This window comes from Streptomyces sp. NPDC087844, assembly GCF_044742785.1.
In the GTDB taxonomy this organism is placed as follows: domain Bacteria; phylum Actinomycetota; class Actinomycetes; order Streptomycetales; family Streptomycetaceae; genus Streptomyces.
On record NZ_JBIUVD010000008.1, the window covers coordinates 188339 to 214709 of the forward strand.

24 protein-coding genes are annotated in these 26371 nt (G+C 70.8%); 21 read left to right on the top strand and 3 right to left on the bottom strand.

The features are described 5' to 3' along the window. Window positions 1-160 precede the first annotated feature (160 nt). Together ACIOKD_RS18405 and ACIOKD_RS18410 are read left to right on the top strand one after the other, a co-directional pair. Window positions 161-1129 carry a GlxA family transcriptional regulator gene (locus ACIOKD_RS18405; RefSeq protein WP_402084733.1) on the top strand — a complete coding sequence of 323 codons (969 nt, stop codon included), beginning with the start codon at window positions 161-163 and terminating at the stop codon, window positions 1127-1129. A 95-nt stretch (window positions 1130-1224) separates the two neighbouring features. After that, window positions 1225-1860, top strand: a complete 636-nt coding sequence (locus ACIOKD_RS18410) for a DJ-1/PfpI family protein (protein WP_402084736.1) — start codon at window positions 1225-1227, stop codon at window positions 1858-1860. Window positions 1861-1884: 24 nt separating this feature from the next. Here the strand turns inward: ACIOKD_RS18410 and ACIOKD_RS18415 are convergent, their stop codons facing one another. Beyond that, the gene (locus ACIOKD_RS18415) at window positions 1885-2715 is read right to left on the bottom strand and encodes an enoyl-CoA hydratase/isomerase family protein (protein WP_402084738.1); all 831 of its coding nucleotides are present in this window, start codon (window positions 2713-2715) and stop codon (window positions 1885-1887) included. Between the two features lie 229 nt (window positions 2716-2944). Between ACIOKD_RS18415 and ACIOKD_RS18420 the strand changes: the two genes are divergently transcribed. Beyond that, the gene (locus ACIOKD_RS18420) at window positions 2945-3454 is read left to right on the top strand and encodes an ATP-binding protein (RefSeq protein ID WP_402085035.1); all 510 of its coding nucleotides are present in this window, start codon (window positions 2945-2947) and stop codon (window positions 3452-3454) included. A 3-nt stretch (window positions 3455-3457) separates the two neighbouring features. On the opposite strand, the gene idi is transcribed toward ACIOKD_RS18420, so the two are convergent. After that, window positions 3458-4051, bottom strand: a complete 594-nt coding sequence (idi, locus tag ACIOKD_RS18425; protein ID WP_402084740.1) for an isopentenyl-diphosphate Delta-isomerase — start codon at window positions 4049-4051, stop codon at window positions 3458-3460. A gap of 329 nt (window positions 4052-4380) precedes the next feature. After that, the gene (gene galE, locus ACIOKD_RS18430) at window positions 4381-5358 is read right to left on the bottom strand and encodes a UDP-glucose 4-epimerase GalE (protein ID WP_402084742.1); all 978 of its coding nucleotides are present in this window, start codon (window positions 5356-5358) and stop codon (window positions 4381-4383) included. 332 nt (window positions 5359-5690) lie between these two features. Between galE and ACIOKD_RS18435 the strand changes: the two genes are divergently transcribed. The 18 genes from ACIOKD_RS18435 (at window position 5691) to ACIOKD_RS18520 (ending at window position 26211) form a co-directional block, all read left to right on the top strand. Then, window positions 5691-7487, top strand: coding sequence for a DUF5941 domain-containing protein (locus ACIOKD_RS18435; protein ID WP_402085038.1), 1797 nt, complete (start codon window positions 5691-5693; stop codon window positions 7485-7487). Further along, complete coding sequence (locus tag ACIOKD_RS18440; RefSeq protein ID WP_402084744.1) at window positions 7484-8245, top strand: sugar phosphate nucleotidyltransferase; 762 nt, start codon at window positions 7484-7486, stop codon at window positions 8243-8245. The genes ACIOKD_RS18435 and ACIOKD_RS18440 overlap by 4 nt, the downstream gene beginning before the upstream one ends. Then, window positions 8233-9294: an iron-containing alcohol dehydrogenase family protein gene (locus tag ACIOKD_RS18445; protein WP_402084747.1), complete on the top strand. Its 1062-nt coding sequence runs from the start codon at window positions 8233-8235 to the stop codon at window positions 9292-9294. The genes ACIOKD_RS18440 and ACIOKD_RS18445 overlap by 13 nt, the downstream gene beginning before the upstream one ends. Further along, on the top strand, window positions 9272-10051 hold the full coding sequence (locus ACIOKD_RS18450) for a CDP-alcohol phosphatidyltransferase family protein (RefSeq protein WP_307534613.1): 780 nt from the start codon (window positions 9272-9274) through the stop codon (window positions 10049-10051). The genes ACIOKD_RS18445 and ACIOKD_RS18450 overlap by 23 nt, the downstream gene beginning before the upstream one ends. A gap of 35 nt (window positions 10052-10086) precedes the next feature. Continuing rightward, window positions 10087-10941 carry a glycosyltransferase family 2 protein gene (locus ACIOKD_RS18455; RefSeq protein WP_402085041.1) on the top strand — a complete coding sequence of 285 codons (855 nt, stop codon included), beginning with the start codon at window positions 10087-10089 and terminating at the stop codon, window positions 10939-10941. A gap of 96 nt (window positions 10942-11037) precedes the next feature. Then, the gene (locus ACIOKD_RS18460; protein ID WP_402084750.1) at window positions 11038-11967 is read left to right on the top strand and encodes an ABC transporter permease; all 930 of its coding nucleotides are present in this window, start codon (window positions 11038-11040) and stop codon (window positions 11965-11967) included. Then, the gene (locus ACIOKD_RS18465) at window positions 11960-12742 is read left to right on the top strand and encodes an ABC transporter ATP-binding protein (protein ID WP_402084752.1); all 783 of its coding nucleotides are present in this window, start codon (window positions 11960-11962) and stop codon (window positions 12740-12742) included. The genes ACIOKD_RS18460 and ACIOKD_RS18465 overlap by 8 nt, the downstream gene beginning before the upstream one ends. Window positions 12743-13127: 385 nt before the next feature. Beyond that, window positions 13128-14030, top strand: coding sequence for a squalene synthase HpnC (gene hpnC, locus ACIOKD_RS18470; RefSeq protein ID WP_402084754.1), 903 nt, complete (start codon window positions 13128-13130; stop codon window positions 14028-14030). Further along, a complete protein-coding gene (hpnD, locus tag ACIOKD_RS18475; protein WP_402084756.1) occupies window positions 14027-14977 on the top strand; it encodes a presqualene diphosphate synthase HpnD in 951 nt (316 codons plus the stop codon). The genes hpnC and hpnD overlap by 4 nt, the downstream gene beginning before the upstream one ends. Then, window positions 14977-15117 carry a DUF6380 family protein gene (locus ACIOKD_RS18480; protein WP_402085043.1) on the top strand — a complete coding sequence of 47 codons (141 nt, stop codon included), beginning with the start codon at window positions 14977-14979 and terminating at the stop codon, window positions 15115-15117. The genes hpnD and ACIOKD_RS18480 overlap by 1 nt, the downstream gene beginning before the upstream one ends. Continuing rightward, entirely contained in the window at window positions 15114-16538 is a 1425-nt protein-coding gene (gene hpnE, locus ACIOKD_RS18485; protein WP_402084758.1) for a hydroxysqualene dehydroxylase HpnE, read from the top strand. Before ACIOKD_RS18480 ends, hpnE begins: the two co-directional genes overlap by 4 nt. An 83-nt stretch (window positions 16539-16621) precedes the next feature. Continuing rightward, entirely contained in the window at window positions 16622-17689 is a 1068-nt protein-coding gene (locus tag ACIOKD_RS18490; protein ID WP_402085046.1) for a polyprenyl synthetase family protein, read from the top strand. A 110-nt stretch (window positions 17690-17799) separates the two neighbouring features. Further along, entirely contained in the window at window positions 17800-19830 is a 2031-nt protein-coding gene (gene shc, locus ACIOKD_RS18495) for a squalene--hopene cyclase (RefSeq protein WP_402084759.1), read from the top strand. Further along, entirely contained in the window at window positions 19830-20474 is a 645-nt protein-coding gene (locus ACIOKD_RS18500; protein ID WP_402084761.1) for a 1-hydroxy-2-methyl-2-butenyl 4-diphosphate reductase, read from the top strand. The genes shc and ACIOKD_RS18500 overlap by 1 nt, the downstream gene beginning before the upstream one ends. Before the next feature lie 5 nt (window positions 20475-20479). Continuing rightward, the gene (gene hpnH, locus ACIOKD_RS18505) at window positions 20480-21502 is read left to right on the top strand and encodes an adenosyl-hopene transferase HpnH (RefSeq protein WP_402084763.1); all 1023 of its coding nucleotides are present in this window, start codon (window positions 20480-20482) and stop codon (window positions 21500-21502) included. Between the two features lie 4 nt (window positions 21503-21506). Further along, entirely contained in the window at window positions 21507-22721 is a 1215-nt protein-coding gene (gene ispG, locus ACIOKD_RS18510; RefSeq protein ID WP_402084765.1) for a flavodoxin-dependent (E)-4-hydroxy-3-methylbut-2-enyl-diphosphate synthase, read from the top strand. Continuing rightward, the gene (gene dxs, locus ACIOKD_RS18515; protein WP_402084767.1) at window positions 22718-24817 is read left to right on the top strand and encodes a 1-deoxy-D-xylulose-5-phosphate synthase; all 2100 of its coding nucleotides are present in this window, start codon (window positions 22718-22720) and stop codon (window positions 24815-24817) included. Before ispG ends, dxs begins: the two co-directional genes overlap by 4 nt. Then, on the top strand, window positions 24814-26211 hold the full coding sequence (locus ACIOKD_RS18520; RefSeq protein WP_402084770.1) for an aspartate aminotransferase family protein: 1398 nt from the start codon (window positions 24814-24816) through the stop codon (window positions 26209-26211). Before dxs ends, ACIOKD_RS18520 begins: the two co-directional genes overlap by 4 nt. Window positions 26212-26371: the final 160 nt, after the last annotated feature.

A 26371-nucleotide genomic window follows, 5' to 3' on the forward strand; every position in this document is an offset into this window, starting at 1 on the left:
ACGTTACCGACTGGTTGGTACGTAGGGAATGGTGGGGCGCCGATCCGGCCCTGCTCGCACCCGCACGGCACCCGCATGACACCCGTATGGCACCCGCATGGCAGAAAAGGTGGGGTACTCGTCATTGCGGACATCCGCGCACCCGCGAAGAATCAGGCACATGGCGCACCGAACCGTCCTCGTCGTCCTCTTCGACGGCGTCCAGAGCCTCGACGTCACGGGCCCCGTGGAGGTCTTCGCGGGCGCGGACCTCCAGGCCGGCCCGCCCGGGGAGACGTACCGCATCCACACCGCCTCCCTGGACGGTTGGCCGGTGCGCACCTCCAGCGGGCTGACCCTGGTCCCGGACCACGCGCTCGTCGACGCCCCCGCACCGCACACCCTGCTCGTCCCGGGCGGGCGGGGCTCACGCGGCCCCGATCCGCGCGTGCTCGACTGGCTGCGCGAGCACGGCCCGCGCGCCGACCGCCTGGTCTCGGTCTGCACCGGGGCGATCCTGCTCGCCGAGGCGGGCCTGCTGGACGGTCACCGGGTGACGACCCACTGGGCCTACTGCGAACGCCTCGCGCGCGACCACCCGGCCGTCGAGGTGGACCCCGACCCGATCTACGTACGCGACGGGAGGATCGCCACCTCCGCCGGGGTCACCGCCGGGATCGACCTCGCTCTCGCGCTCGTCGAGGAGGACGTCGGCCGGGAGGCGGCGCTCGCCGTGGCCCGCCACCTCGTGGTCTTCCTCAGGCGCCCGGGGAACCAGGCCCAGTTCAGCGCCCAGCTGTCCGCCCAGACGGCCCGGCGCGCGCCCCTGAGGGACGTTCAGCAGTGGATCACCGAGCACCCGGGAGACGACCTGTGCGTGGAGAGGCTCGCGGCCCGCGCCCGGCTGTCGCCCCGCCACTTCGCCCGTGCCTTCCAGGCCGAGACGGGTACGACTCCCGGGCGTTACGTCGACTCGGTCCGTCTCGAACACGCCCGCCGCCTCCTGGAGGACACCACCGGCGGCGTCGAGGAGGTCGCCCGGACCAGCGGCTACGGCACCCCGGAAGCCATGCGCCGAGCCTTCGTGAGGACCCTGGGCACGTCCCCGGCGGAGTACCGCCGCCGCTTCCACCCGACAACCGCCCGATGAGCAGCGCCCCGTAAGAGACCCCCGGGGGGCGCCTTCCAGGGCGCGGGGAACTGCGCGACCAGCCCCCACCGCACCCGCACACAAGAAGGGCACCCATGCAGATCGCCATCGTCATCTTCGACCGTTTCACGGCCCTGGACGCAGTCGGCCCCTACGAAACCCTGGGCCGCCTCCCCGACGCGGAAACCGTCTTCGTCGCCGAGCGGCGCGGCCCCGTCCGCACCGACACCGGCAACCTCGCCATCACGGCGGACAAGGCCCTCGCCGAGGTCCCGCACCCGGACGTCGTGATGGTCGCGGGAGGCCCCGGACAGACCCCGCAGATGGAGAACGAGGCGCTCCTCGGCTGGCTGCGCACGGCCGACGCCACCAGCACCTGGACGACGTCCGTGTGCACGGGCTCACTCCTGCTGGCCGCGGCCGGACTGCTCCGGGGCCGCCGTGCGACCTCCCACTGGCTGGCCCTCGACCACCTGGAACGCTTCGGCGCCGAGCCGACGGGGGAGCGGGTCGTGACCGACGGCAAGTACGTGACGGCCGCCGGCGTCTCGTCCGGCATCGACATGGGCCTCACACTGCTCGGCAGGATCGCGGGCGACGAGCACGCGCAGGCGGTGCAACTGGCGTTGGAGTACGACCCCCGGCCGCCCTACGACGCGGGCTCCCCGCAGAAGGCACCCGCCCACCTCGTCGAACAGCTCCGCTCACGCAGCCGCTTCATCCTCTCCTAGGTCTCGCTAGTTTCCTAGGTCTCGCTAGATCTCCCTGAATCTCGCCAGGTCCTGGGAGCCGACCCGGCGGCCGGCCTGGCGGTTGGTCTCTTCGGGCGCAGACGTGGGCGCAGACGTGGTCCAGGTGAACTTTGGCGCGCGGCGCTCCAGAAAGGCGGCGACCCCCTCCGCGGTGTCGTCCCCCTCGCGCGCCTGCCGCGCCCAGTAGCCGTCCCGGTCGGTGCGGCCGTCGGCGAACTCCTTCGCCGCCGCCTGCGTCAGCTGGGATCGGGACGCGAGGATCCGGGTGAACTCCGCGACGCGCCCGTCCAGTTCGCCGTCGGGCAGCACCTCGTCCACCAGGCCGGTGCGCAGCGCCCGCCCCGCGTCGATCAACTCGCCGGAGAACAGCAGGTACTTGGCGGTCGCGGGCCCCACGAGGGACACCAACCGCCGTGTGGAGGAGGCCGCGTAGACGATCCCCAGTTTCGCCGGAGTGATCCCGAACGAGGCCCGCTCGTCCGTGAACCGCAGATCGCACGCCGCGGCGAGCTGACACCCGCCGCCCACGCAGTAGCCGCGTACGGCGGCGAGCGTCGGCCTGGGGAAGGCGGCCAGCGCGTCCTCCGCGCGCACGGCGAGGCCCTGCGCCTCTCCGGCCGAACCCCGCAGCGAGGAGATGTCCGCCCCGGCGCAGAACGTCCCGCCCCCGCCGGTGAGCACGAGCACGCGTACGGCCGGGTCGTCGGCCAGCGTGCCGAGCAGGGGCGGCAGCGCGCGCCACATGTCCGCCGTCATGGCGTTGCGCTTGGCGGGGTGGTGGATGACGACGGTGGCGACCCCGTCGGCGACGCTGTGCGACAGCTGCGGCTCCATGGCCGGATGCTACGTGGTCGATCTCGTGCCTGCCCAAACCCGTACAACCCGAAGAGTTCCGGATCCGGCACGAGACGGACGGGATCGGTCATTCGGCTGACATTGACGTGCGTTGGCGATCAGAAAACGTCGATAATGGCCGACTTCTGTTCAGTTATCCGGTACGGACCAGCGCGTTATCAACACTCGACGTGTGGTGACAATCGAGCGCAAGGGTGGCGACCCGACGATGGACGACCAGGGGCGGGGGCCCGGCCCACGTCCTGAAGGCGGAGAGGAGGCGCCCTCCGAGGGAAGACCGCCCGGCCCACTGCCGTACGAGGGAGTCTGGCGGTTCACCGCTCCCGCCGTCGACTCCTCCGTACCGCAGGCACGGCACGCGGTCCGCGACCTGCTGGCCCGCCAGGGCGTACCGGTGTCGGACGACATCGTCCAGGGGCTCCTGCTGATCGTCTCCGAACTGGTGACCAACGCGGTGCGGCACGCGGCCCTGCTCTCCCCGATGCTCGGCGTCGAGGTCGCCGTCGGAGCCGAGTGGGTGCGGGTCTCCGTCGAGGACAACCATCCCTACCGTCCCACGGCCCTGGAGGCCGACCACGGCCAGACCGGTGGCCGCGGCCTCCTCCTCGTACGCGAGATCACCAGCGAGGCGGGCGGGGTGTGCGACGTCGAGCACACGGCGACGGGGGGCAAGGTGATCTGGTCGGCACTGCCCCTCGCCGTCGCCCGACCGGTCTGAGGGTCACCAGCCCGCGGAGTCGCCCGTCAGTTCCCGGATCGCAGGCCGAGCCGAATCCAGCACGGTCATGAACCACGCCGAGAACGGGTCCTTCGCATGCCGCTCGGCCAGCTCGCCCGCGCTCACGAAGACCGTCGACCCGACCTCCTCGGGGTCGGGCCGCGGAGCCGACTGCACCATCCCGACGAACAAATGGTTGAACTCCTGCTCCACCAGTCCCGAGTCCGGGTCGGGGTGGTTGTAGCGGACCGTGCCCGCCTCGGCGAGGAGCGACGGCGAGACCCCCAGCTCCTCGAACGTCCGGCGCGCGGCCGCCGCGAAGGGCGCCTCGCCGGGGTACGGGTGGCCACAGCACGTGTTGGACCAGACACCGGGGGAGTGGTACTTGCCCAGCGCCCGCTGCTGCAGCAGCAGCCGGCCCCGCTCGTCGAAGAGGAAGACGGAGAACGCCCGGTGCAGTTGCCCGGGTGGCTGATGGGCCGTCAGCTTCTCCGCCGTGCCGATCGTGGTGCCGTCCTCGTCGACCAGTTCGAGCAAGATGGCTTCGGCGTTGCCGTTCGACGAACTGTGCGTCGCGGTGGCAGGAGTGATCGGCATACCCATCCTTCGCATCGGTCTTCAAGCCCCAAGTCTGCCGTACCGAACCGGCACTCCCGGCACCACGCGGGGTCCCGCACGTCCGGTTCCGCCGCGCGGCCGAACCGGACATCACGCCCAGTACCGGCCGGACGTCGAAAGGGGCCGGACACCTCATCGTTTCCCCCTCTACCGGTAGGGAACCGTCCAGAACGGGAGTCTTCGCCCTTTAACTCCTGTCGGGAAACCGGGCCGTACGCCGTAGCCCGGAGTCGGTGTGCCGCACCCGCCGACCGGCCCTCACTCGTGCGCGGCACCTCCACCACCGGGCGTACGCCGGTCCAGCCACGTCACGCGTGATGCAGCTGCCAGCCCCGCCACGCCGACTCGACCATCTCGCGCACCCCGCGCCGCGCGCTCCAGCCCAGTTCCTCGGCGGCCAGCGCGGCCGAGGCGACCGCGCGCGGCGCGTCACCCGGGCGGCGCGGCTCGACGAGCACCGGACGGGTGTCGCCGGTGACCTCGCCGATGAGCGTCAGCAGCTCACGCACCGAGACACCCTCGCCGCGGCCGATGTTGACCGTCAGATCGCCCGCACCGCCCGGCACGTCCGGGGAGGCCAGCCGCCGGGCCGCCGCGAGATGCGCCTCGGCGAGATCGGCGACATGGATGTAGTCGCGTACGCAGGTGCCGTCCGGCGTCGGATAGTCGTCGCCGAAGATCCGGGGAGCCTCGTCGCGGGTGAGCCGGTCGAAGACCATCGGGACCACGTTGAAGACACCGGTGTCCGCCAGCTCGGGGGCGGCGGCGCCCGCCACGTTGAAGTAGCGCAGGCACACGGTGTCGATGCCGTGCGCGCGGCCGGCGGCCCGCACCAGCCACTCACCCGCGAGCTTCGTCTCGCCGTAGGGGTTCATCGGGGCACACGGGGTGTCCTCCGTGATGAGGTCCACATCCGGGTTGCCGTACACGGCCGCGGAGGAGGAGAAGAGGAACCGCCGCACACCCGCCCCGGCCACCGCGTCCAGGAGCGTGGCGAGTCCTCCCAGGTTCTCCTGGTAGTAGCGCGTGGGCTGGGCCACGGACTCACCGACCTGCTTGCGCGCGGCCAGGTGGACCACACCCGTCACCGCGTGCTCGGCGAGAACCCGCTTGAGCAACTCCCCGTCCAGCGACGAACCCTGCACGAGCGGAATCCCGTCGGGCAGCCGCGCGGGAACCCCGGCCGAGAGGTCGTCGAGCGCGAGCACGCGCTCCCCGGCCTCGGCCATGGCGCGCGCCACGTGCGCCCCGATGTATCCAGCCCCACCTGTGATCAGCCATGTCATGGACGCCCACCCTATGCCGGTCGGCTCCGGTCGCGGCGCACCTGTGCTCCGGTCACTGCGCCGACCACTGCTCCGACCACAGGGCACGGGAGCCGTGCCCTGAATTGCGCCGGAATAGGCCGTGGTTTGTGGGCCGGGGCCCGAATCCACGATGATGATCGCCGAGGACGTACCGATCAGAACGTGTTGATCGGACCGTGAACGGGCGGTGAACGGCCGCTTCCATTCATCCGATAGCCTCTGCCGACATGCCGCCCGGCCGTCCCAGGGCGCACCCCCACCACGCACCTGCCCGGCGTCGTGCACGCCGGAACCCAGAGGAGTGAGTTCGTCTGTCGACCGCCATCCTCACCGGTCAGCCGGTCCCCGGGTCGTCGCTCGAAGGCGATCTGCGGTCCCTCGGCTTCGACGTGCGGGCCGCCACCGACGCGGCCGACGCCGAGACGCTCCTCGCCGCCGTCCCCGCGGACCAGCGGGTGGCCGTCGTCGACGCCCGCTTCGTGGGCCACGTCCACGCGCTGCGGCTCGGCCTGACCGACCCCCGCTTCGAGGCCGCCGCGATCCCCGGCGCCGTCACCGCCAAGTCCGGGGGGCGTCCGGCGCTGGCCCGCGCGCTGCGCATCGCCTCCTCGGACGCGTCGAACGGCTCCGTGGTGGTCGGCATAGTCGCCGACCGGGTCGCGGAAACCCTCGACACCGATCTGCACCGCCCCGAGCTGGGCGAACTCGTCGCCGAGGTCCCCAGGGACCCGCAGGCCCGCAACGAGGCCCGGCAGTCCGTCGCCTCCGTGGACGACGAGGCGATCCGGCTGCGTACGGCCGTGAAGTCCCGTGACGGCTTCTTCACCACGTACTGCGTCAGCCCGTACTCCCGTTACCTCGCCCGCTGGTGCGCCCGCCGCGGCCTGACCCCGAACCAGGTCACCACGGCGTCGCTGGTCACCGCGCTGATCGCGGCCGGCTGTGCGGCGACGGGCACCCGGGCCGGCTTCGTCGCCGCGGGCCTGCTGCTGCTCTTCTCCTTCGTACTCGACTGCACGGACGGCCAACTGGCCCGGTACTCCCTGCAGTACTCCACGCTCGGTGCCTGGCTCGACGCGACCTTCGACCGCGCCAAGGAGTACGCCTACTACGCGGGCCTCGCCCTCGGCGCGGCCCGCGGCGGCGACGACGTATGGGCGCTGGCCCTCGGCGCGATGGTCCTGCAGACCTGCCGACACGTCGTCGACTTCTCCTTCAACGAGGCGAACGTCGACAGCACGGCCGCCAACACCAGCCCCACCGCGGCCCTTTCGGGCAAGCTCGACAGCGTCGGCTGGACGGTCTGGCTGCGCCGGATGATCGTCCTGCCCATCGGCGAGCGCTGGGCCATGATCGCTGTACTCACCGCGGTCACGACACCCCGTATCACCTTCTACGTGCTGCTGATCGGCTGCGCGTTCGCGGCGTGCTACACCACCGCGGGCCGGGTGCTGCGGTCGCTGACCCGCAAGGCGCAGCGCACCGACCGTGCCATGCGGGCGCTGGCAGACCTTACCGACAGCGGCCCCCTGGCCGAGCTGCTGGCACGCCTCCCTACGCGCACCCAGCCTGCTGTCACGCGGCTCCTCGCCCTGGCGTGCCTCGTACTGCTGGTGTACACGGCCTGGACCGACGGACCGGGCTGGTCGGTCGTCGTGATCGCCGCCGTGTACGTCCTGGTGTCCGGGGACGTCATCAAGCGCCCCCTCGACGGCCCCCTCGACTGGCTGCTCCCCCCGCTCTTCCGCGCCGCCGAATACGGGACCGTACTGATCCTGGCAGCCAGAGCCGATGTGAACGGCGCCCTTCCAGCGGCTTTCGGGCTGGTGGCAGCCGTCGCCTACCATCATTACGACACGGTGTACCGCATCCGCGGCAACGCCGGCGCGCCCCCGCACTGGCTGGTGCGGGCGATCGGCGGGCACGAAGGCAGGACGCTGCTGGTCACCGTCCTGGCCGCGCTGCTCACCGCAGAAGATTTCAAGGTCGCGCTCACGGTTCTCGCCGTGGCCGTGGCACTGCTGGTGCTCTTCGAGAGCATCCGCTACTGGGTGACCGCCCACAGGCGCGGCGCACCCGCCGTACACGATGAAGGAGAACCCGCATGATCGGCCTCGTGCTGGCTGCCGGCGCCGGACGGCGTCTGCGCCCCTACACCGACACCCTGCCCAAGGCTCTGGTGCCGGTCGGCCCCGAAGGTGCCGCAGCCGATGAGGACAGCATCACGGTGCTCGACCTCACCCTCGGCAACTTCGCCGAGATCGGCCTGACCGAGGTCGCGATCATCGTCGGTTACCGCAAGGAAGCCGTCTATGAGCGCCGCGAGGCGCTGGAGCAGAAGTACGGCGTCAAGATCACCCTGATCGACAACGACAAGGCCGAGGAGTGGAACAACGCCTACTCCCTGTGGTGCGGCCGTGACGCGATCAAGCACTCGGTGATCCTCGCCAACGGCGACACCGTGCACCCGGTCTCCGTCGAGAAGACGCTGCTCGCCGCCCGCGGCGACGGCAAGAAGATCATTCTCGCCCTCGACACGGTGAAGTCCCTCGCCGACGAGGAGATGAAGGTCGTCGTCGGCCCCGAGGGCTCCATGACGAAGATCACCAAGCTGATGGACCCCGCCGAGGCGACCGGTGAGTACATCGGCGTGACCCTCATCGAGGGCGACGCCGCCGACGAGCTGGCCGACGCGCTCAAGACGGTCTTCGAGACGGACCCGCAGCAGTTCTACGAGCACGGCTACCAGGAGCTCGTGAACCGCGGCTTCCGTATCGACGTGGCCCCCATCGGCGACGTTAAGTGGGTCGAGATCGACAACCACGAGGACCTCGCCAAGGGACGCGTGATCGCGTGCCAGTACTGACGAGGCTCATCCCCTCGCCGGTCGTCGTCGACATCCGTCCGGGCGCCCTGGACGACCTGGCGGCGGTCCTCGCCGACCAGCGCATCTCGCACTCCGGCAAGCTGGCCGTCGCGATCAGCGGCGGCTCGGGCGCCAAGCTGCGCGACCGGCTGGCCCCGGCGCTGCCGGGCGCCGACTGGTTCGAGGTCGGCGGCGGCACCCTGGACGACGCGATCAAGCTCGGCGACGCGATGAAGAAGGGGCGCTACGACGCGGTCGTGGGCCTCGGCGGCGGCAAGATCATCGACTGCGCGAAGTTCGCCGCGGCCCGGATCGGCCTCCCGCTGGTCGCCGTCGCCACGAACCTGTCGCACGACGGTCTGTGCTCCCCGGTGGCGACCCTCGACAACGACGCGGGCCGCGGCTCGTACGGTGTGCCGAACCCGATCGCCGTGGTCATCGACCTCGACGTGATCCGTGAGGCCCCGGTCCGGTTCGTGCGCTCCGGCATCGGTGACGCCCTGTCCAACATCTCCGCGGTCCGGGACTGGGAACTGGCCAACCGGGAGAAGGGCGAGCAGATCGACGGCCTCGCCGCCGCGATGGCCCGCCAGGCCGGCGAGGCCGTGCTGCGGCACCCGGGCGGCGTCGGCGACGACGCCTTCCTCCAGGTGCTCGCCGAGGGCCTGGTCCTCACCGGCATCTCCATGTCGGTGGCGGGCGACTCCCGCCCCGCGTCCGGCGCCTGCCACGAGATCAACCACGCCTTCGACCTGCTCTTCCCCAAGCGCGCCGCCAGCCACGGCGAGCAGTGCGGTCTGGGCGCGGTCTTCGCGATGCACCTGCGCGGCGCCCGCGAGGAGTCGGCGTACATGGCCGAGGTCCTGCGGCGTCACGGGCTGCCCGTGCTGCCGGAGGAGATCGGCTTCACCCCGGACGAGTTCGTCCAGGTCGTGGAGTTCGCTCCGACGACCCGGCCGGGCCGCTTCACCATCCTCGAACACCTCGCCCTCTCCACCGACCAGATCAGGGACGCATACGCCGACTATGCAAAAGCCATCGGTAGCTGAGCTCCGCCCGGTCGTGCACCCCCCGGGTGTGAAGGACCGGCGGAGCGGCGAGCACTGGGGAGGCCGGCTCTACATGCGCGAGATCTCGCTGCGCATCGACCGGCACCTGGTGAACACCAAGGTCACGCCCAACCAGCTGACCTACGTGATGACCGTCTTCGGCGTGCTCGCCGCCCCGGCCCTGCTGGTACCGGGCATCCCGGGCGCCCTGCTCGGCGTACTGATGGTCCAGCTGTACCTGCTGTTCGACTGCGTCGACGGCGAGATCGCCCGCTGGCGCAAGCAGTACTCGATGACCGGGGTGTACGTCGACCGCGTCGCCGCCTACCTGTGTGACGCCGCGGTCCTGGTCGGTTTCGGCCTGCGTGCCGCGGATCTGTGGGGCACCGGGCGGATCGACTGGCTGTGGGCCTTCCTCGGCACGCTCGCCGCCCTCGGCGCCGTCCTGATCAAGTCCGAGACCGACCTCGTCGGTGTCGCCCGCCACCAGACCGGCAAGGCACCGGTGCAGGAGTCGGCGTCCGAGCCGCGTTCCTCCGGCATGGCGCTGGCCCGCCGGGCCGCGGGCGCGCTCAAGTTCCACCGGCTCGTCCTCGGTATAGAGGCGTCCCTGCTGATCCTGGTCCTCGCGGTCCTGGACACGGTCCGGGACGACCTGTTCTTCTCGCGGCTCGGCGTCGCGGTGCTGGCCGGCATCGCGCTGCTGCAGACCGTGCTGCACCTGGTGTCCATCCTCGCTTCGAGCAGGCTGAAGTGAGCACGGCCACGAAGGTCGGCGCGGTGATCATCACCATGGGCAACCGCCCCGACGAACTCCGCGCCCTCCTCGACTCGGTCGCCAAGCAGGACGGCGACCCGGTCGAGGTGGTCGTGGTCGGCAACGGCTCGCCCGTCCCGGACGTCACGGGGTCCATACCCGGTGTCCGCACGGTCGAGCTGCCGGAGAACCTCGGCATCCCCGGCGGCCGCAACGTCGGCATCGAGGCGTTCGGCCCCGGCGGCACTGACGTGGACGTCCTGCTCTTCCTGGACGACGACGGCCTCCTCGCCCGCCACGACACCGCCGAGCTGTGCCGGCAGGCCTTCGCGGCCGACCCGGAGCTGGGCATCGTCAGCTTCCGTATCGCCGACCCCGAGACCGGGATCACCCAGCGCCGCCACGTGCCCCGGCTGCGTGCCTCGGACCCGATGCGCGACTCCCGCGTCACCACCTTCCTCGGCGGCGCCAACGCCGTCCGTACGAAGGTGCTCGCCGAGGTCGGCGGGCTCCCCGAGGAGTTCTTCTACGCCCATGAGGAGACCGACCTCGCCTGGCGTGCCCTCGACGCGGGCTGGATGATCGACTACCGCTCGGACATGGTCCTCAACCACCCCACGACCGCACCCTCGCGGCACGCGGTCTACCACCGGATGGTCGCCCGCAACCGCGTCTGGCTCGCCCGCCGCAACCTGCCCGCGCCGCTGGTCCCCGTGTACCTCGGCGTGTGGATGCTGCTCACGCTCGCCCGTCGGCCCTCGCGCCCGGCCCTGAAGGCCTGGTTCGGCGGTTTCAAGGAGGGCTGGACCAGCCCGTGCGGCCCCCGGCGCCCCATGAAGTGGCGTACGGTATGGCGCCTGACCCGACTGGGCCGACCACCCGTCATCTGACACGCTCGATATCTGAGAGCATTCGGGCCGTACCCCGGTCCCTGTCTTTGGCCTACGCCCTACCAGGCCGCGCACCTTGAGGACGAAAGTTTCCCTGTGAGTGAGACAACGCATGACGGCGGCGTCGCGGTGAGCGCGCCCCCGTCCCCCGATGAAGGGCTCTGTGCGGCGGACCTCGCCGCCAAGTACGGGCTGGCCGTCAGCGGCGCCCGTCCCGGACTCGTCGAGTACGTCCGTCAACTCTGGGGACGGCGTCACTTCATCCTCGCCTTCTCGCAGGCGAAGCTGACCGCCCAGTACAGCCAGGCCAAGCTCGGCCAGCTGTGGCAGGTGGCCACACCGCTGCTGAACGCGGCCGTGTACTTCCTGATCTTCGGCCTGATCCTGAAGGCCGACCGCGGGATGGAGCGGGAGGTCTACATCCCGTTCCTGGTGACGGGTGTCTTCGTCTTCACCTTCACCCAGAGCTCGGTGATGGCGGGCGTGCGGGCGATCTCCGGCAACCTCGGACTCGTCCGGGCGCTGCACTTCCCGCGCGCCGCGCTGCCGATCTCGTTCTCGCTGCAGCAGCTCCAGCAGCTGCTCTTCTCGATGATCGTGCTGTTCGTCGTGGCGGTCGGCTTCGGCAGCTACCCCCGGCTGTCCTGGCTGCTGATCCTGCCGGTACTGGTGCTGCAGTTCCTCTTCAACACCGGCCTCGCGATGATCATGGCCAGGATGGGTTCCAAGACCCCGGACCTGGCCCAGCTCATGCCGTTCGTGATGCGTACGTGGATGTACGCGTCCGGTGTCATGTTCTCGATCCCCGTGATGCTCGAAGAGCACCCCGAGTGGATCGCCGACATCCTTCAGTGGAACCCGGCCGCCATCTACATGGACCTGATGCGCTTCGCGCTCATCGACGGCTACGGCTCCGAGAACCTGCCGCCGCACGTGTGGGCGGTCGCGGGCGGCTGGGCCGTCCTGGTCGCCGTCGGCGGCTTCGTGTACTTCTGGAAGGCTGAGGAGCGTTACGGCCGTGGCTGAGCAGAACGACAGGACCCCCCAGATCCCGACCGTCATCGCGGACGAGCTGCACATCGTCTACCGCGTCAACGGCGCCAAGACCGGCAAGGGCAGCGCCACCTCGGCCCTCAGCCGCATACTCCGCCGTGGCGAGGAGCGAGGCGTCCGCAAGGTGCACGCCGTCCGCGGTGTCTCCTTCAAGTCCTACCGCGGTGAGGCCATCGGCCTCATCGGATCCAACGGCTCCGGCAAGTCCACCCTGCTGCGGGCCATCGCCGGACTGCTCCCCGCGGAGAAGGGTCACGTCTACACCGACGGCCAGCCCTCGCTCCTCGGCGTCAACGCGGCCCTGATGAACGACCTCACCGGCGAGCGGAACGTCATCCTCGGCGGTCTGGCCATGGGCATGTCCCGCGAGCAGATCAGGGCGCGCTACGACGACATCGTCGACTTCTCGGGCATCAACGAGAAGGGTGACTTCATCACCCTGCCCATGCGTACCTACTCCTCCGGCATGGCCGCCCGGCTGCGCTTCTCCATCGCGGCCGCCAAGGACCACGACGTCCTCATGATCGACGAGGCCCTCGCGACCGGCGACCGCAAGTTCCAGAAGCGCTCCGAGGCCCGGATCCGGGAGCTCCGCAAATCGGCCGGCACGGTCTTCCTCGTCAGCCACAACAACAAGTCCATCCGTGACACGTGCGACCGCGTCCTGTGGCTGGAGCGCGGCGAGCTTCGCCTGGACGGACCGACCGACGAGGTCCTCAAGGAGTACGAGAAGTTCACGGGCAAGTAGCCCGAGTCGTAGAGGAAGCACGCAGGGCCCCGCCGAACCGTTCCGGCGGGGCCCTGCGTCTGCGAAGGAAACGCCAACTCCGGGCGCCCTTAGGAATCTTGACGTCAATCGGTGTGTTCTTGTGATGTGCGGGACACCCCGGCGGAGCGTGCCGGGTTGTACAACGTAAGCTGTACCGGTGCTGATTCGCGGCAAGTGGGGCGATACTGCGCGACACCAGGCATAGGGTCTGTCGCGCGGACGGCCGGGCGGCGTGTCCGAAATAGTCACCATTGGGTCAGCAGTGTAGAACGGGGGATGTGACGGCGATGGCTACGGAAACTCTCCAGCTCCGCTGCGCGTGTGCCGTCCGTGCGTGTTCCGTCCGTGGCCCGGGCGGCGGGCGATGACGCCGGCCAGAACGGCACGCGCCGGTGACCCGGAGCGCGGCACCCTCGACAAGGCCGCGGACGAGAACTTTCCCGTGGCGCCGTTCTTCCTGCCCAAGGCCTGGCGGGCCGACCTCATGGCCGTCTACGGCTTCGCCCGGCTCGTCGACGACATCGGCGACGGAGACCTGGCCCCCGGCGGCGCGGACGCCCGCCTCCTGGGCGTGTCCCCCGAAGAGGCGAAGGACCGGCTCGTCCTGCTCGACGCCTTCGAGGCGGACCTGCGCAAGGTCTTCGACTCGACTCCGGGCCACCCGCTCCTGCGCCGCCTGCAGCCGACGGTCCGCCGCACCGGCCTGACCCCCGAGCCCTTCCTCGGCCTGATCGCCGCGAACCGGCAGGACCAGTTCGTCAAGCGGTACGAGACCTACGACGACCTCCTCGCCTACTGCGAGCTGTCCGCCAACCCGGTCGGCCGACTCGTCCTGTCCGTCACCGGCACCTCGACCCCCGAGCGGGTCCGCCTCTCCGACGCGATCTGCACGGCCCTGCAGATCGTCGAGCACCTCCAGGACGTTGCCGAGGACCTCGGCCGCGACCGCATCTACCTTCCCGCCGAGGACATGAAGCGCTTTCACGTCCAGGAGGCGGATCTCGCCACGCCCACGGCAGGCGCATCGGCGCGCGCACTGGTTGCATACGAAGCAGAACGCGCCCGGAACCTCCTGAATGAAGGCACCCCCCTCGTGGGTAGCGTCCACGGCAGGCTGAAGCTGCTGCTCGCGGGGTTCGTGGCAGGAGGAAGGGCGGCGATCCAGGCGATCGCCGCCGCCGAATACGACGTACTTCCCGGCCCGCCGAAGCCCGGCAAGATCCAGTTGCTGCGCGAGGTGGGAGTGACTCTGCGAGGAGAGGGGTGATCCGGACCGTGGAGTCGGAACCACACATGTCCGCACCGGTACTCGCCGCTTACGGCTACTGCGAGGCGGTCACCGGGCGGCAGGCCCGGAATTTCGCGTACGGCATCCGGCTGCTGCCGGCGCCCAAGCGCCGCGCCATGTCGGCGCTGTACGCGTTCTCACGGCGCGTCGACGACATCGGTGACGGCGCGCTCGCACCCGAGGCCAAGGCGAAGCGGCTGGAGGACACCCGGGCGCTGCTCGCCCGCATCCGGGACCGAGCGGTGGACGAGGACGACACCGATCCGGTCGCCGTCGCCCTGCGGCACACGGCGGACCACTTCCCGGTCCCGCTCGACGGCCTCGACGAACTCATCGACGGCGTGCTCATGGACGTCCGCGGCGAGACGTACGAGACCTGGGACGACCTGAGGGTCTACTGCCGCTGCGTCGCCGGAGCCATCGGCCGGCTCTCGCTCGGCGTCTTCGGTACGGAACCGGGGGCGCGCGGCGCGGAGCGGGCGCCGGAGTACGCGGACACGCTCGGGCTCGCGCTGCAACTCACCAACATCCTCAGGGACGTTCGTGAGGACGGCGAGAACGGGCGGACGTATCTGCCCGCGGACGACCTCGCGAAGTTCGGCTGCTCGGCCGGGTTCAAGGGGTCGCGCCCACCGGAGGGCTCCGATTTCGCGGGCCTCGTGCACTTCGAGGTGCGCCGGGCCCGCGCGCTCTTCGCGGAGGGCTACCGGCTGCTGCCCATGCTGGACCGCCGCAGCGGCGCCTGTGTCGCCGCGATGGCGGGCATCTACCGCCGCCTCCTGGACCGCATCGAGCGCGAACCGGAGGCCGTCCTGCGCGGCCGGGTCTCGCTCCCCGGACGAGAGAAGGCGTACGTCGCCGTGCGCGGGCTGTCCGGTCTCGACGCCCGGCACGTCTCCCGCCGAACCGTCAGGAGGCGCGCTTGATGGACACTCCGGCCCAGGATGACGCAGGTACCTGGAAACGGCGCGCAACCCTCCGGCCGGGGACGGCGTCCCTGACTGCATCGGCCGCCCGTGCCCCGCTCCACCGGCACGGCGAGGCCGCGGGGGAAGGTGCGCGATGAACGACACCACGCGGGACGAGGAGTCCGACGCCGGCTCGTCGAGCCGCCCCACGACGGCCGTGGTGGTCGGCGGGGGGCTCGCGGGAACGACCGCGGCGCTCGCGCTGGCCGACGCGGGAGTCCGTGTGACGCTGCTCGAAGGCAGGCCCCGCCTGGGCGGGCTCGCCTTCTCCTTCCAGCGCGACGGACTCACCGTGGACAACGGCCAGCATGTGTATCTGCGCTGCTGCACGGCGTACCGCTGGTTCCTCGACCGCGTCGGAGGAGCGGCACTCGCACCGCTGCAGGACCGCCTCGACGTGCCCGTCCTCGACGCCGACGCCCCGGCCGGACGGCGGCTCGGCAGAATCGGCCGAACGGCGCTGCCCGTACCGCTGCATCTGGCGCGCAGCCTCGCGACCTACCCGCATCTGTCGCTCGCCGAGCGCGCCGGGGTCGGCCGTGCCGCTCTGGCGCTCAAGGGACTCGACCTCGCCGATCCGGCGCTCGACGCGCAGAGCTTCGGCGGTTGGCTGACCGCGCACGGTCAGTCGGATCGGGCCATCGAGGCACTGTGGGACCTGGTGGGGGTCGCCACCCTCAACGCGGTGGCCGGCGACGCCTCGCTCGGGCTCGCCGCGATGGTGTTCAAGACCGGTCTGCTGTCCGACCCGGGCGCCGCCGACATCGGCTGGGCGCACGTCCCGCTGGGTGAACTGCACGACCGGCTGGCCCGCAAGGCGCTCGACTCCGCGGGAGTCCGTACCGAGGTCCGTGCACGAGTCACCTCCATCTCCCGACACGAGAACGGGCGTTGGAGCGTTCAGGTTCCCGGCGAGACGCTCGACGCCGACACGGTCGTCCTCGCCGTACCGCAGCGCGAGGCCCACGATCTGCTGCCCGAGGGAGCGCTCGACGCCCCCGAGCGGCTGCTGGAGATCGGTACGGCGCCCATCCTCAACATCCACGTCGTGTACGACCGCAAGGTGCTCAGCCGGCCGTTCTTCGCCGCGCTCGGCTCCCCGGTGCAGTGGGTCTTCGACCGGACCGAGGCGTCCGGGCTCAAGGAGGGCCAGTATCTCGCGCTGTCCCAGTCGGCCGCGCAGGACGAGATCGACGCACCGGTCGCTGCACTGCGCGAGCGATACCTGCCGGAACTGGAGCGGCTGCTGCCGCACACCAGGGACGCCGAGGTCCGGGACTTCTTCGTGACCAGGGAGCGTACGGCGACGTTCGCCCCCACCCCCGGCGTCGGACGGCTGCGGCCCGGCGCCCGCACCAAGGCACCCGGCCTGTACCTGGCCGGCGCGTGGACCGCCACAGGGTGGCCCGCGACCATGGAGAGTGCGGTCCGCAGCGGCGTGAGCGCGGCCGACGCCGTGCTCACAGCCCTGGGCCGGCCACGCGACCACCTCTTCGAGCTCTTCGAGGAGGCGGCGTGACGCTCGATCAGAGCGACGGGGCCACCGTCGCCCGCTCCGGCACCGGCCCCCGCACCCCCCGTATCGCGAATAGAGGAGAGACTGTGCCCACTGTGCCCCCGGCATCGAAGGCTGCCGACGCGGTGGACGTGACCGCGCTCCTGGAGCGCGGCCGGACCCTGGCCTCACCTGTACTACGGGCGGCCATCGACCGCCTCGCACCTCCCATGGACACCGTCGCCGCCTACCACTTCGGCTGGATCGACGCCGACGGCAACCCCGCCGAGGGCGACGGCGGCAAGGCCGTACGCCCCGCCCTCGCCGTGCTGTCCGCCGAGGCCGCCGGCGCCGCCCCCGAGGTGGGCGTGCCGGGCGCCGTCGCCGTCGAGCTGGTGCACAACTTCTCCCTCCTGCACGACGACCTGATGGACGGCGACGAGCAGCGCCGCCACCGTGACACCGTCTGGAAGGTGCACGGCCCCGCCCAGGCGATCCTGGTCGGCGACGCCCTGTTCGCGCTGGCCAACGAACTGCTCCTGGAACTCGGCACGGTCGAGGCGGGCCGCGCCACTCGCCGGCTGACCACCGCCACCCGCGCGCTGATCGACGGCCAGGCCCAGGACATCTCCTACGAGCACCGCGACCGCGTCAGCGTCGAGGAGTGCCTGGAGATGGAGGGCAACAAGACCGGCGCCCTGCTCGCCTGCGCCTGCTCCATCGGCGCCGTCCTCGGGGGCGCCGACGACCGCACGGCCGACACGCTGGAGAAGTACGGCTACCACCTCGGCCTCGCCTTCCAGGCCGTCGACGACCTGCTCGGCATCTGGGGCGACCCGGTCGCCACCGGCAAGCAGACCTGGAGCGACCTGCGACAGCGCAAGAAGTCCCTGCCCGTGGTGGCCGCCCTCGCGGCCGGCGGCCCGGCCTCGGAGCGCCTGGGCGAACTGCTCGCCGCGGACGCCAGGAGCAGCGACTTCGAGAACTTCTCCGAGGAGGAGTTCGCCGTGCGCGCCGCGCTGATCGAGGAGGCGGGCGGCCGCGAGTGGACCGCCCAGGAGGCGCGCCGCCAGCACACCGTCGCCATCGACGCCCTCGACACGATCGACATGCCGGACCGGGTGCGGGCTCAGTTCGTGGAGCTCGCCGACTTCGTCGTCGTACGAAAGAGATGATCACTATCGGTCGAATAGCCCTCGCGTAGTCGCCGGCCGGTGCTGCGGAAGAACGAGCACCGGCCGACGGCGGACCCAGCAGAGCCATGCCACTGCACGAAGGGGAAGCCATGACAGCGACGACCGACGGAAGCACCGGGGCCCTCCCGCCCCGCGCAGCCTCGGCCAGCGACATCCGGACAGAATCGACTCCCGCGGCGGCCGGGACAGCCGATATCCGAGAGACCGCCACGCACGCGATACAGCGTGCCACCGACTTCCTGCTGGCCACGCAGGACGCCGAGGGCTGGTGGAAGGGCGACCTGGAGACCAACGTCACCATGGACGCCGAAGACCTGCTGCTCCGTCAGTTCCTGGGCATCGACGACGAGAAGACCACACAGGCCGCCGCGCTGTTCATCCGCGGCGAGCAGCGCGAGGACGGCACCTGGGCCTCCTTCTACGGCGGACCGGGCGAACTCTCCACCACCGTCGAGGCGTACGTGGCCCTGCGGCTGGCCGGTGACCTGCCGGACGATCCGCACATGGCGCGGGCGTCCGCGTGGATCCGAAAGCGGGGCGGCATCGCGGCGGCCCGGGTCTTCACCCGGATCTGGCTGGCCCTGTTCGGCTGGTGGAAGTGGGACGACCTCCCCGAACTGCCCCCGGAGCTCATCTACTTCCCGAAGTGGATGCCGCTCAACATCTACGACTTCGGCTGCTGGGCCCGGCAGACCATCGTGCCGCTCACCGTCGTCTCCGCGAAGCGCCCGGTCCGTCCGGCGCCCTTCACACTGGACGAGCTGCACGCCGACCCCCGTAACCCCAACCCGGTCAAACCCTTCGCTCCGGTGGCGAGTTGGGACGGGGCGTTCCAGCGACTGGACAAGGCCCTGCACGCCTACCGCAAGGTCGCGCCGCGCAGGCTCCGCCGGGCCGCGATGAACACCGCGGCCCGCTGGATCATCGAGCGCCAGGAGAACGACGGGTGCTGGGGCGGCATCCAGCCGCCCGCCGTCTACTCGGTCATCGCCCTGTACCTGCTCGGCTACGACCTCGAACACCCCGTGATGCGCGAGGGACTGGCCTCCCTGGACCGCTTCGCGGTGTGGCGCGAGGACGGGGCCCGGATGATCGAGGCCTGTCAGTCACCGGTGTGGGACACCTGTCTGGCGACCATCGCGCTCGCCGACGCGGGCGTGCCCGCCGACCACCCGCAGATGGTGCGGGCGGCGGACTGGATGCTCGGGGAGGAGATCGTCCGCCCCGGCGACTGGGCGGTCAAACGGCCCGGACTGCCCCCTGGCGGCTGGGCGTTCGAGTTCCACAACGACAACTACCCGGACATCGACGACACCGCCGAAGTGGTCCTCGCGCTGCGCCGGGTGAGGCACCACGACCCGGAGCGTGTGGAGAAGGCCATCGGGCGGGGGGTGCGCTGGAACCTCGGCATGCAGTCGAAGAACGGCGCGTGGGGCGCCTTCGACGTCGACAACACCAGCCCCTTCCCCAACCGGCTGCCGTTCTGCGACTTCGGTGAGGTCATCGACCCGCCGTCCGCCGACGTCACCGCGCACGTCGTGGAGATGCTCGCGGTCGAGGGCCTGGCCCACGACCCGCGCACCCGCCGGGGCATCGAGTGGCTGCTCGCCGAACAGGAGGCGAACGGCTCCTGGTTCGGCCGCTGGGGCGTCAACTACGTATACGGAACCGGGTCGGTGGTGCCCGCGCTGGTCGCCGCCGGACTGCCCGGCTCGCATCCCGCGATCCGGCGGGCCGTGGCCTGGCTGGAGACCGTGCAGAACGACGACGGGGGCTGGGGCGAGGACCTGCGCTCCTACCACGACGTCGCCGAGTGGAGCGGGCGAGGCGCGTCGACCGCCTCCCAGACCGCGTGGGCGCTGCTGGCGCTGCTCGCGGCCGGGGAGCGGGAGTCCGAGGCCGTCGAGCGCGGGGTCGCCTGGCTCGCGCGGACCCAGCTGGCGGACGGCTCCTGGGACGAGCCGTACTTCACCGGCACCGGGTTCCCGTGGGACTTCTCGATCAACTACCACCTCTACCGGCAGGTGTTCCCGCTCACCGCACTCGGCCGGTACGTCAACGGCGAACCGTTCGCCGACCTGCGGAGCGGCGCCCAGAGCGCCTTCGGCAGGGCGAGCTGATGAGCGCGACACCGGGCGCCGCCCCGCTGCTGATCGCCTGCGCGCTGGGCATCGAGCGGTTCGCCCTGCGCACGGGCGGCGACCGGGGCGGCGCCGACGGACCGGTCACCGTGCTGCGTACGGGCATGGGACCACTGGCCGCCGAACGGGCGGTCGGCAAGGCGCTGGCCGGACCCGCGATGCGCGGGGCGGCCGTCCTGGCCACGGGCTTCTGTGCCGGGCTGGCCCCCGGTATGCGTCCCGGGGACCTGATCGTCGCCGAGGAGACCCGGGATGCGCGCGGCGGTACGCCCTGCGTGGGGACCGGCCTGCTCGTCGGGGAACTGCGGCGTGCCGTGCCCGGGCGCGCCGTTCACACGGGACCGCTCGCCGGTTCCGATCACGTGGTGCGCGGTCGCGAACGGTCGGAGCTGTTCGCGACCGGGGCGATCGCGGTCGACATGGAGTCGGCGGCGACGCTCCGCAGCGCGGTCCGCGCGGGCGAGCGCCCGGTTGCCGCCGTACGGGTGGTCGTGGACGCCCCAGAACATGAACTCGTCCGGATCGGCACGGTACGCGGTGGAATATCAGCCTTCCGTGTTCTTCGTGCCGTTCTTCCTGTTTTCCATGAATGGCACCGTTCTTCGCTGCTCCCCAGGAGGTGAGCCAGATGGCCATGCCGCTCCGCCAGACCATCAAGGTCGCGACGTATCTGATGGAACAGAAACTCCGCAAGCGGGACAAGTTTCCGCTGATCGTCGAACTGGAACCGCTGTACGCCTGCAATCTCGCGTGCGAGGGCTGCGGCAAGATCCAGCACCCGGCCGGAGTGCTCAAGCAGCGCATGCCGGTGGCGCAGGCCGTCGGGGCGGTGCTCGAATCGGGCGCGCCGATGGTGTCCATCGCCGGCGGCGAGCCCCTGATGCACCCTCATATCGACGAGATCGTGCGGCAGTTGGTGGCCAAGAAGAAGTACATCTTCCTGTGCACCAACGCCATGCTGCTGCGCAAGAAGATGGACAAGTTCACACCCTCGCCGTACTTCGCGTTCGCCGTGCACATCGACGGTCTGCGCGAGCGGCACGACGAGTCCGTCGCCAAGGAGGGGGTGTTCGACGAGGCGGTCGCGGCCATCAAGGAGGCCAAGCGGCGCGGCTTCCGGGTGACCACCAACTCGACCTTCTTCAACACCGACACCCCGCAGACGATCATCGAGGTGCTCAACTTCCTCAATGACGACCTGAAGGTGGACGAGATGATGATCTCGCCCGCCTACGCCTACGAGAAGGCGCCCGACCAGGAGCACTTCCTGGGCGTGGAGCAGACCCGCGAGCTGTTCAAGAAGGCCTTCTCCGGCGGCAACCGGCTCCGCTGGCGGCTCAACCACTCCCCGCTCTTCCTGGACTTCCTGGAGGGCAAGGTCGACTTCCCCTGCACGGCGTGGGCGATCCCCAACTACTCGTTGTTCGGCTGGCAGAAGCCCTGCTACCTGATGAGCGACGGGTACGTCACGACGTACAAGGACCTGATCGAGAAGACCGACTGGGACGCCTACGGCCGCGGCAAGGACCCGCGGTGCGCCAACTGCATGGCGCACTGCGGCTACGAGCCGACCGCGGTCATGGCCACCATGGGCTCCCTCAAGGAGTCCCTGCGGGCCGCCCGCGAGACCGTCTCGGGAAACCGCGGGTGACGTGATGACCGCCATCTCCTTGGGCCTCCCCGAGGTGCCGGTCCGGCCGATCGCGGAGCGCCGTGTCGCACGGCGGATCCAGGTCGGACCGGTGGCGGTCGGGGGCGGCGCACCCGTGTCGGTGCAGTCGATGACGACCACACGTACGTCGGACATCGGCGCCACCTTGCAGCAGATCGCCGAACTCACCGCGTCCGGCTGCCAGATCGTCCGCGTCGCCTGCCCCACGCAGGACGACGCGGACGCGCTGGCCATCATCGCGCGCAAGTCGCAGATCCCGGTGATCGCGGACATCCACTTCCAGCCGAAGTACGTGTTCGCCGCGATCGAGGCGGGCTGCGCGGCGGTACGGGTCAACCCCGGCAACATCAAGCAGTTCGACGACAAGGTGAAGGAGATCGCGCGGGCCGCCATCGACCACGGCACACCGATCCGCATCGGCGTCAACGCCGGCTCGCTGGACCGGCGCCTCCTCCAGAAGTACGGGAAGGCGACGCCCGAGGCGCTGGTCGAATCGGCACTGTGGGAGGCCTCGCTCTTCGAGGAGCACGGCTTCCGGGACATCAAGATCTCGGTCAAGCACAACGACCCGGTCGTGATGGTCAACGCCTACCGGCAGCTGGCGGCCCGATGCGACTACCCGCTGCATCTCGGGGTGACCGAGGCGGGTCCGGCCTTCCAGGGGACCATCAAGTCCGCGGTGGCCTTCGGGGCGCTGCTCAGCGAGGGCATCGGAGACACCATCCGGGTGTCCCTGAGCGCCCCGCCCGCCCAGGAGTGCAAGGTCGGCATCCAGATCCTGGAGTCGCTGGGGCTTCGGCAGCGGCGCCTTGAGATCGTGTCCTGCCCGTCCTGCGGGCGGGCCCAGGTCGACGTCTACAAGCTCGCCGACGAGGTCACGGCCGGCCTGGAGGGCATGGAAGTGCCCCTGCGCGTCGCGGTCATGGGCTGCGTCGTCAACGGGCCGGGAGAAGCGCGGGAGGCGGACCTGGGGGTCGCCTCCGGCAACGGCAAGGGACAGATCTTCGTCAGGGGCGAGGTCATCAGGACCGTCCCCGAGTCGAAGATCGTGGAGACCCTCATCGACGAGGCGATGAAGATCGCCGAGCAGATGGAGGCGGACGGCGTCGCATCGGGCGAGCCGGAGGTCACGGTGCCGGGGCAACCCACCGGCACCGCGCGTCAGCCGCAGCACGGACCGGGAGGGGGCCGAGCGTGACGATTCTGGAGACCATCCGGGGACCACGCGACCTGAAGGCGCTGTCCGAGACCGAGATAGGCCAAGTGGCCGAGGAGATCAGGGAGTTCCTGGTGCACGCGGTCGCCAGGACCGGGGGGCATCTGGGACCCAATCTGGGAGTGGTGGAACTGTCCATCGCGCTCCACCGGGTCTTCGAGTCGCCGACCGACCGCATCCTGTGGGACACCGGCCACCAGAGCTACGTACACAAGATGCTGACAGGGCGTCAGGACTTCTCCAAGCTGCGGAGCAAGGGCGGCCTCTCCGGCTACCCGTCCCGCGAGGAGTCCGAGCACGACGTCATCGAGAACAGCCACGCGTCCACCGCGCTGGGCTGGGCCGACGGGCTCGCCAAGGCCCGGCAGGTGAAGGGAGAGAAGGGGCACGTCGTCGCGGTCATCGGCGACGGCGCGCTCACCGGCGGCATGGCGTGGGAGGCGCTGAACAACATCGCCGCCGCCAAGGACCGTCCGCTGATCATCGTCGTCAACGACAACGAACGCTCGTACGCGCCGACCATCGGCGGTCTCGCCAACCACCTGGCGACCCTGCGCACCACCGACAGCTACGAGAAGGTGCTGGCCTGGGGCAAGGACGTCCTGCTGCGCACCCCCCTCGTCGGCGGCACGCTCTACGAGTCGCTGCACGGCGCGAAGAAGGGCTTCAAGGACGCGTTCGCCCCGCAGGGCATGTTCGAGGACCTGGGGCTGAAGTACGTCGGACCGATCGACGGGCACGACACGGGCGCGGTCGAGTCGGCCCTGCGGCGCGCGAAACGCTTCCACGGGCCCGTACTCATCCACTGCCTGACGGAGAAGGGGCGCGGATACGAGCCGGCGCTCGCGCACGAGGAGGACCGTTTCCACACGGTCGGCATGATGGACCCGCTCACCTGCGAGCCGCTCGCGCCGTCCAACGGTCCCTCCTGGACCTCGGTGTTCGGTGACGAGATCGTGCGCATCGGAGAGGAACGCGAGGACGTCGTGGCGATCACGGCGGCCATGCTGCACCCGGTGGGCCTCGCCAAGTTCGCCGAGAGGTTCCCCGACCGGGTGTGGGACGTCGGCATCGCCGAGCAGCACGCCGCGGTGTCCGCGGCCGGGCTCGCGACCGGCGGGCTGCACCCGGTCGTCGCCGTGTACGCGACCTTCCTCAACCGGGCCTTCGACCAGCTCCTCATGGATGTAGCGCTGCACCGCTGCGGAGTGACCTTCGTGCTGGACCGCGCCGGAGTCACCGGAGTCGACGGGGCGTCGCACAACGGCATGTGGGACATGTCCATCCTCCAGGTCGTGCCCGGACTCAGGATCGCCGCGCCGCGGGACGCCGACCAGCTCCGGGCCCAGCTGCGCGAGGCCGTCGCCGTGGACGACGCGCCCACGCTGATCCGCTTCCCCAAGGAGTCGGTGGGACCCCGGATCCCGGCGGTCGACCGGGTGGGCGGAGTGGACGTGCTGCACCGGGGCGAGCGGTCCGACGTGCTGCTCGTCGCCGTCGGCGTGATGGCACCGGTGTGCCTCCACGCGGCCGAACTCCTGCAGGCCCGGGGCATCGGCTGCACGGTGGTGGACCCGCGCTGGGTCAAGCCCGTCGACCCCGCGCTGCCCGGCCTGGCCGCCGAGCACCGGCTGGTCGCGATCGTCGAGGACAACAGCCGGGCCGCCGGAGTGGGCGCGGCGGTCGCGCTCGCCCTGGGGGACGCCGAAGTCGACGTGCCGGTACGGCGGTTCGGCATCCCCGAACAGTTCCTCGCGCACGCCAAGCGGGGGGAGGTGCTGGCCGACATCGGGCTGACCCCCGTGGAGATCGCGGGCCGGATCAGCGCGAGCCTGGCCGTGCGGGAGGCCGATCACCGGGACGCCTCCGCGGGTACCGGTCCCGCTGCCGGCCGGTCCGGGCGGCGCGCCGGCACGGACGCGGCACGTGCGCGGAAGGCGCCGGCAGGCAGACAGGGCGCTGCCGGGCGGCGCGTCGACGGGGAGGGCGAGGGCGACGGGAAGCGGGGGACCGGGAGACAGGGTGCCGCCGGCAAGCCGGCCGCAAAGACGCGCGTGTCCAAGGAGAAGCCGGAATGACCACCAGCAAGTCCCAGGAGTTCGATCTCGGCGGTCTCCTCGCCGAGCGCGGGACCGAGCGCTACGAGCTGCATGCCAAGTACCTGAACCACCAGCTGCCGCGCATGCTGCGCACCATCGGCTTCGACAAGGTCTACGAGCGGGCCGAGGGCGCCCACTTCTGGGACGCGGACGACAACGACTACCTGGACATGCTCGCCGGGTTCGGGGTGATGGGCCTCGGCCGCCACCACCCCGTCGTCCGCAAGGCACTGCACGACGTCCTCGACGCCCGGCTCGCCGACCTGACCCGCTTCGACTGCCAGCCGCTGCCCGGACTGCTGGCGGAGAAGCTGCTGACGCACAGCCCGCACCTGGACCGGGTGTTCTTCGGCAACAGCGGAACGGAGGCCGTCGAGACCGCGCTGAAGTTCGCCCGGTACGCCACCGGCAGGCCACGCGTCCTGTACTGCGCGCACGCCTTCCACGGTCTGACCACCGGGTCCCTGTCCGTCAACGGCGAGCACGGCTTCCGGGACGGCTTCGCCCCGCTGCTGCCCGACACGGCGGTCCCGCTCGGCGACCTCGACGCCCTGGCGGCGGAGCTGAAGAAGGGCGACGTCGCCGCGCTGATCGTCGAACCCATCCAGGGCAAGGGCGTGCACGAGTCGCCGCCCGGCTATCTGCGCGACGCCCAGGAGCTGCTGCACAAGCACAAGGCGCTGCTCATCGCGGACGAGGTGCAGACCGGGCTCGGCCGCACCGGGGACTTCTACGCCTACCAGCACGAGGACGGGGTCGAACCGGACCTGGTCTGTGTGGCGAAGGCGCTGTCGGGCGGATACGTGCCCGTGAGCGCCACCCTCGGCAAGGACTGGATCTTCAAGAAGGTCTACTCGTCCATGGACCGGGTCCTCGTGCACTCCGCGAGCTTCGGATCCAACGCACAGGCCATGGCGGCCGGCCTCGCCGTGCTGTCGGTCATGGAGAACGAGGAGATCGTGGCGAACGCCCGTGCCACGGGGGAGCGGTTGAAGTCCCGGCTCACGGCGCTCGTCGACCGGTACGAGCTGCTGAGCGACGTACGCGGCCGGGGGCTGATGATCGGCATCGAGTTCGGCCGGCCCACCTCGCTGAAGCTGCGCAGTCGCTGGACGATGCTGCAGGCCGCGCGCAAGGGGCTGTTCGCGCAGATGGTCGTCGTACCGCTGCTGCAGCGGCACCGCATCCTGACCCAGGTCTCCGGCGACCACCTGGAGGTGATCAAGCTGATTCCGCCGCTGGTGATCGGTGAGCGGGACGTGGACCGGTTCGTGGACGCGTTCACTGCTGTGATGGATGAGGCGCACAGTGGGGGTGGGCTGATGTGGGACTTCGGGAAGACGCTGGTCAAGCAGGCGGTTGCCAACCGGTAGGGGCCGCGGGGCCCTGCCGTAGTGGGGTCCCTGCGGGCCGGTGGGGCCGTTCGCGCAGTTCCCCGCGCCCCTGAAGGGGCAAAAGACTGCGCCGTTCCCCGCGCCCCTGTAGGCACGCGTCCCTGGGAGGCGGGGGTGCGGCCGAGTCCTTGGGGGCGCG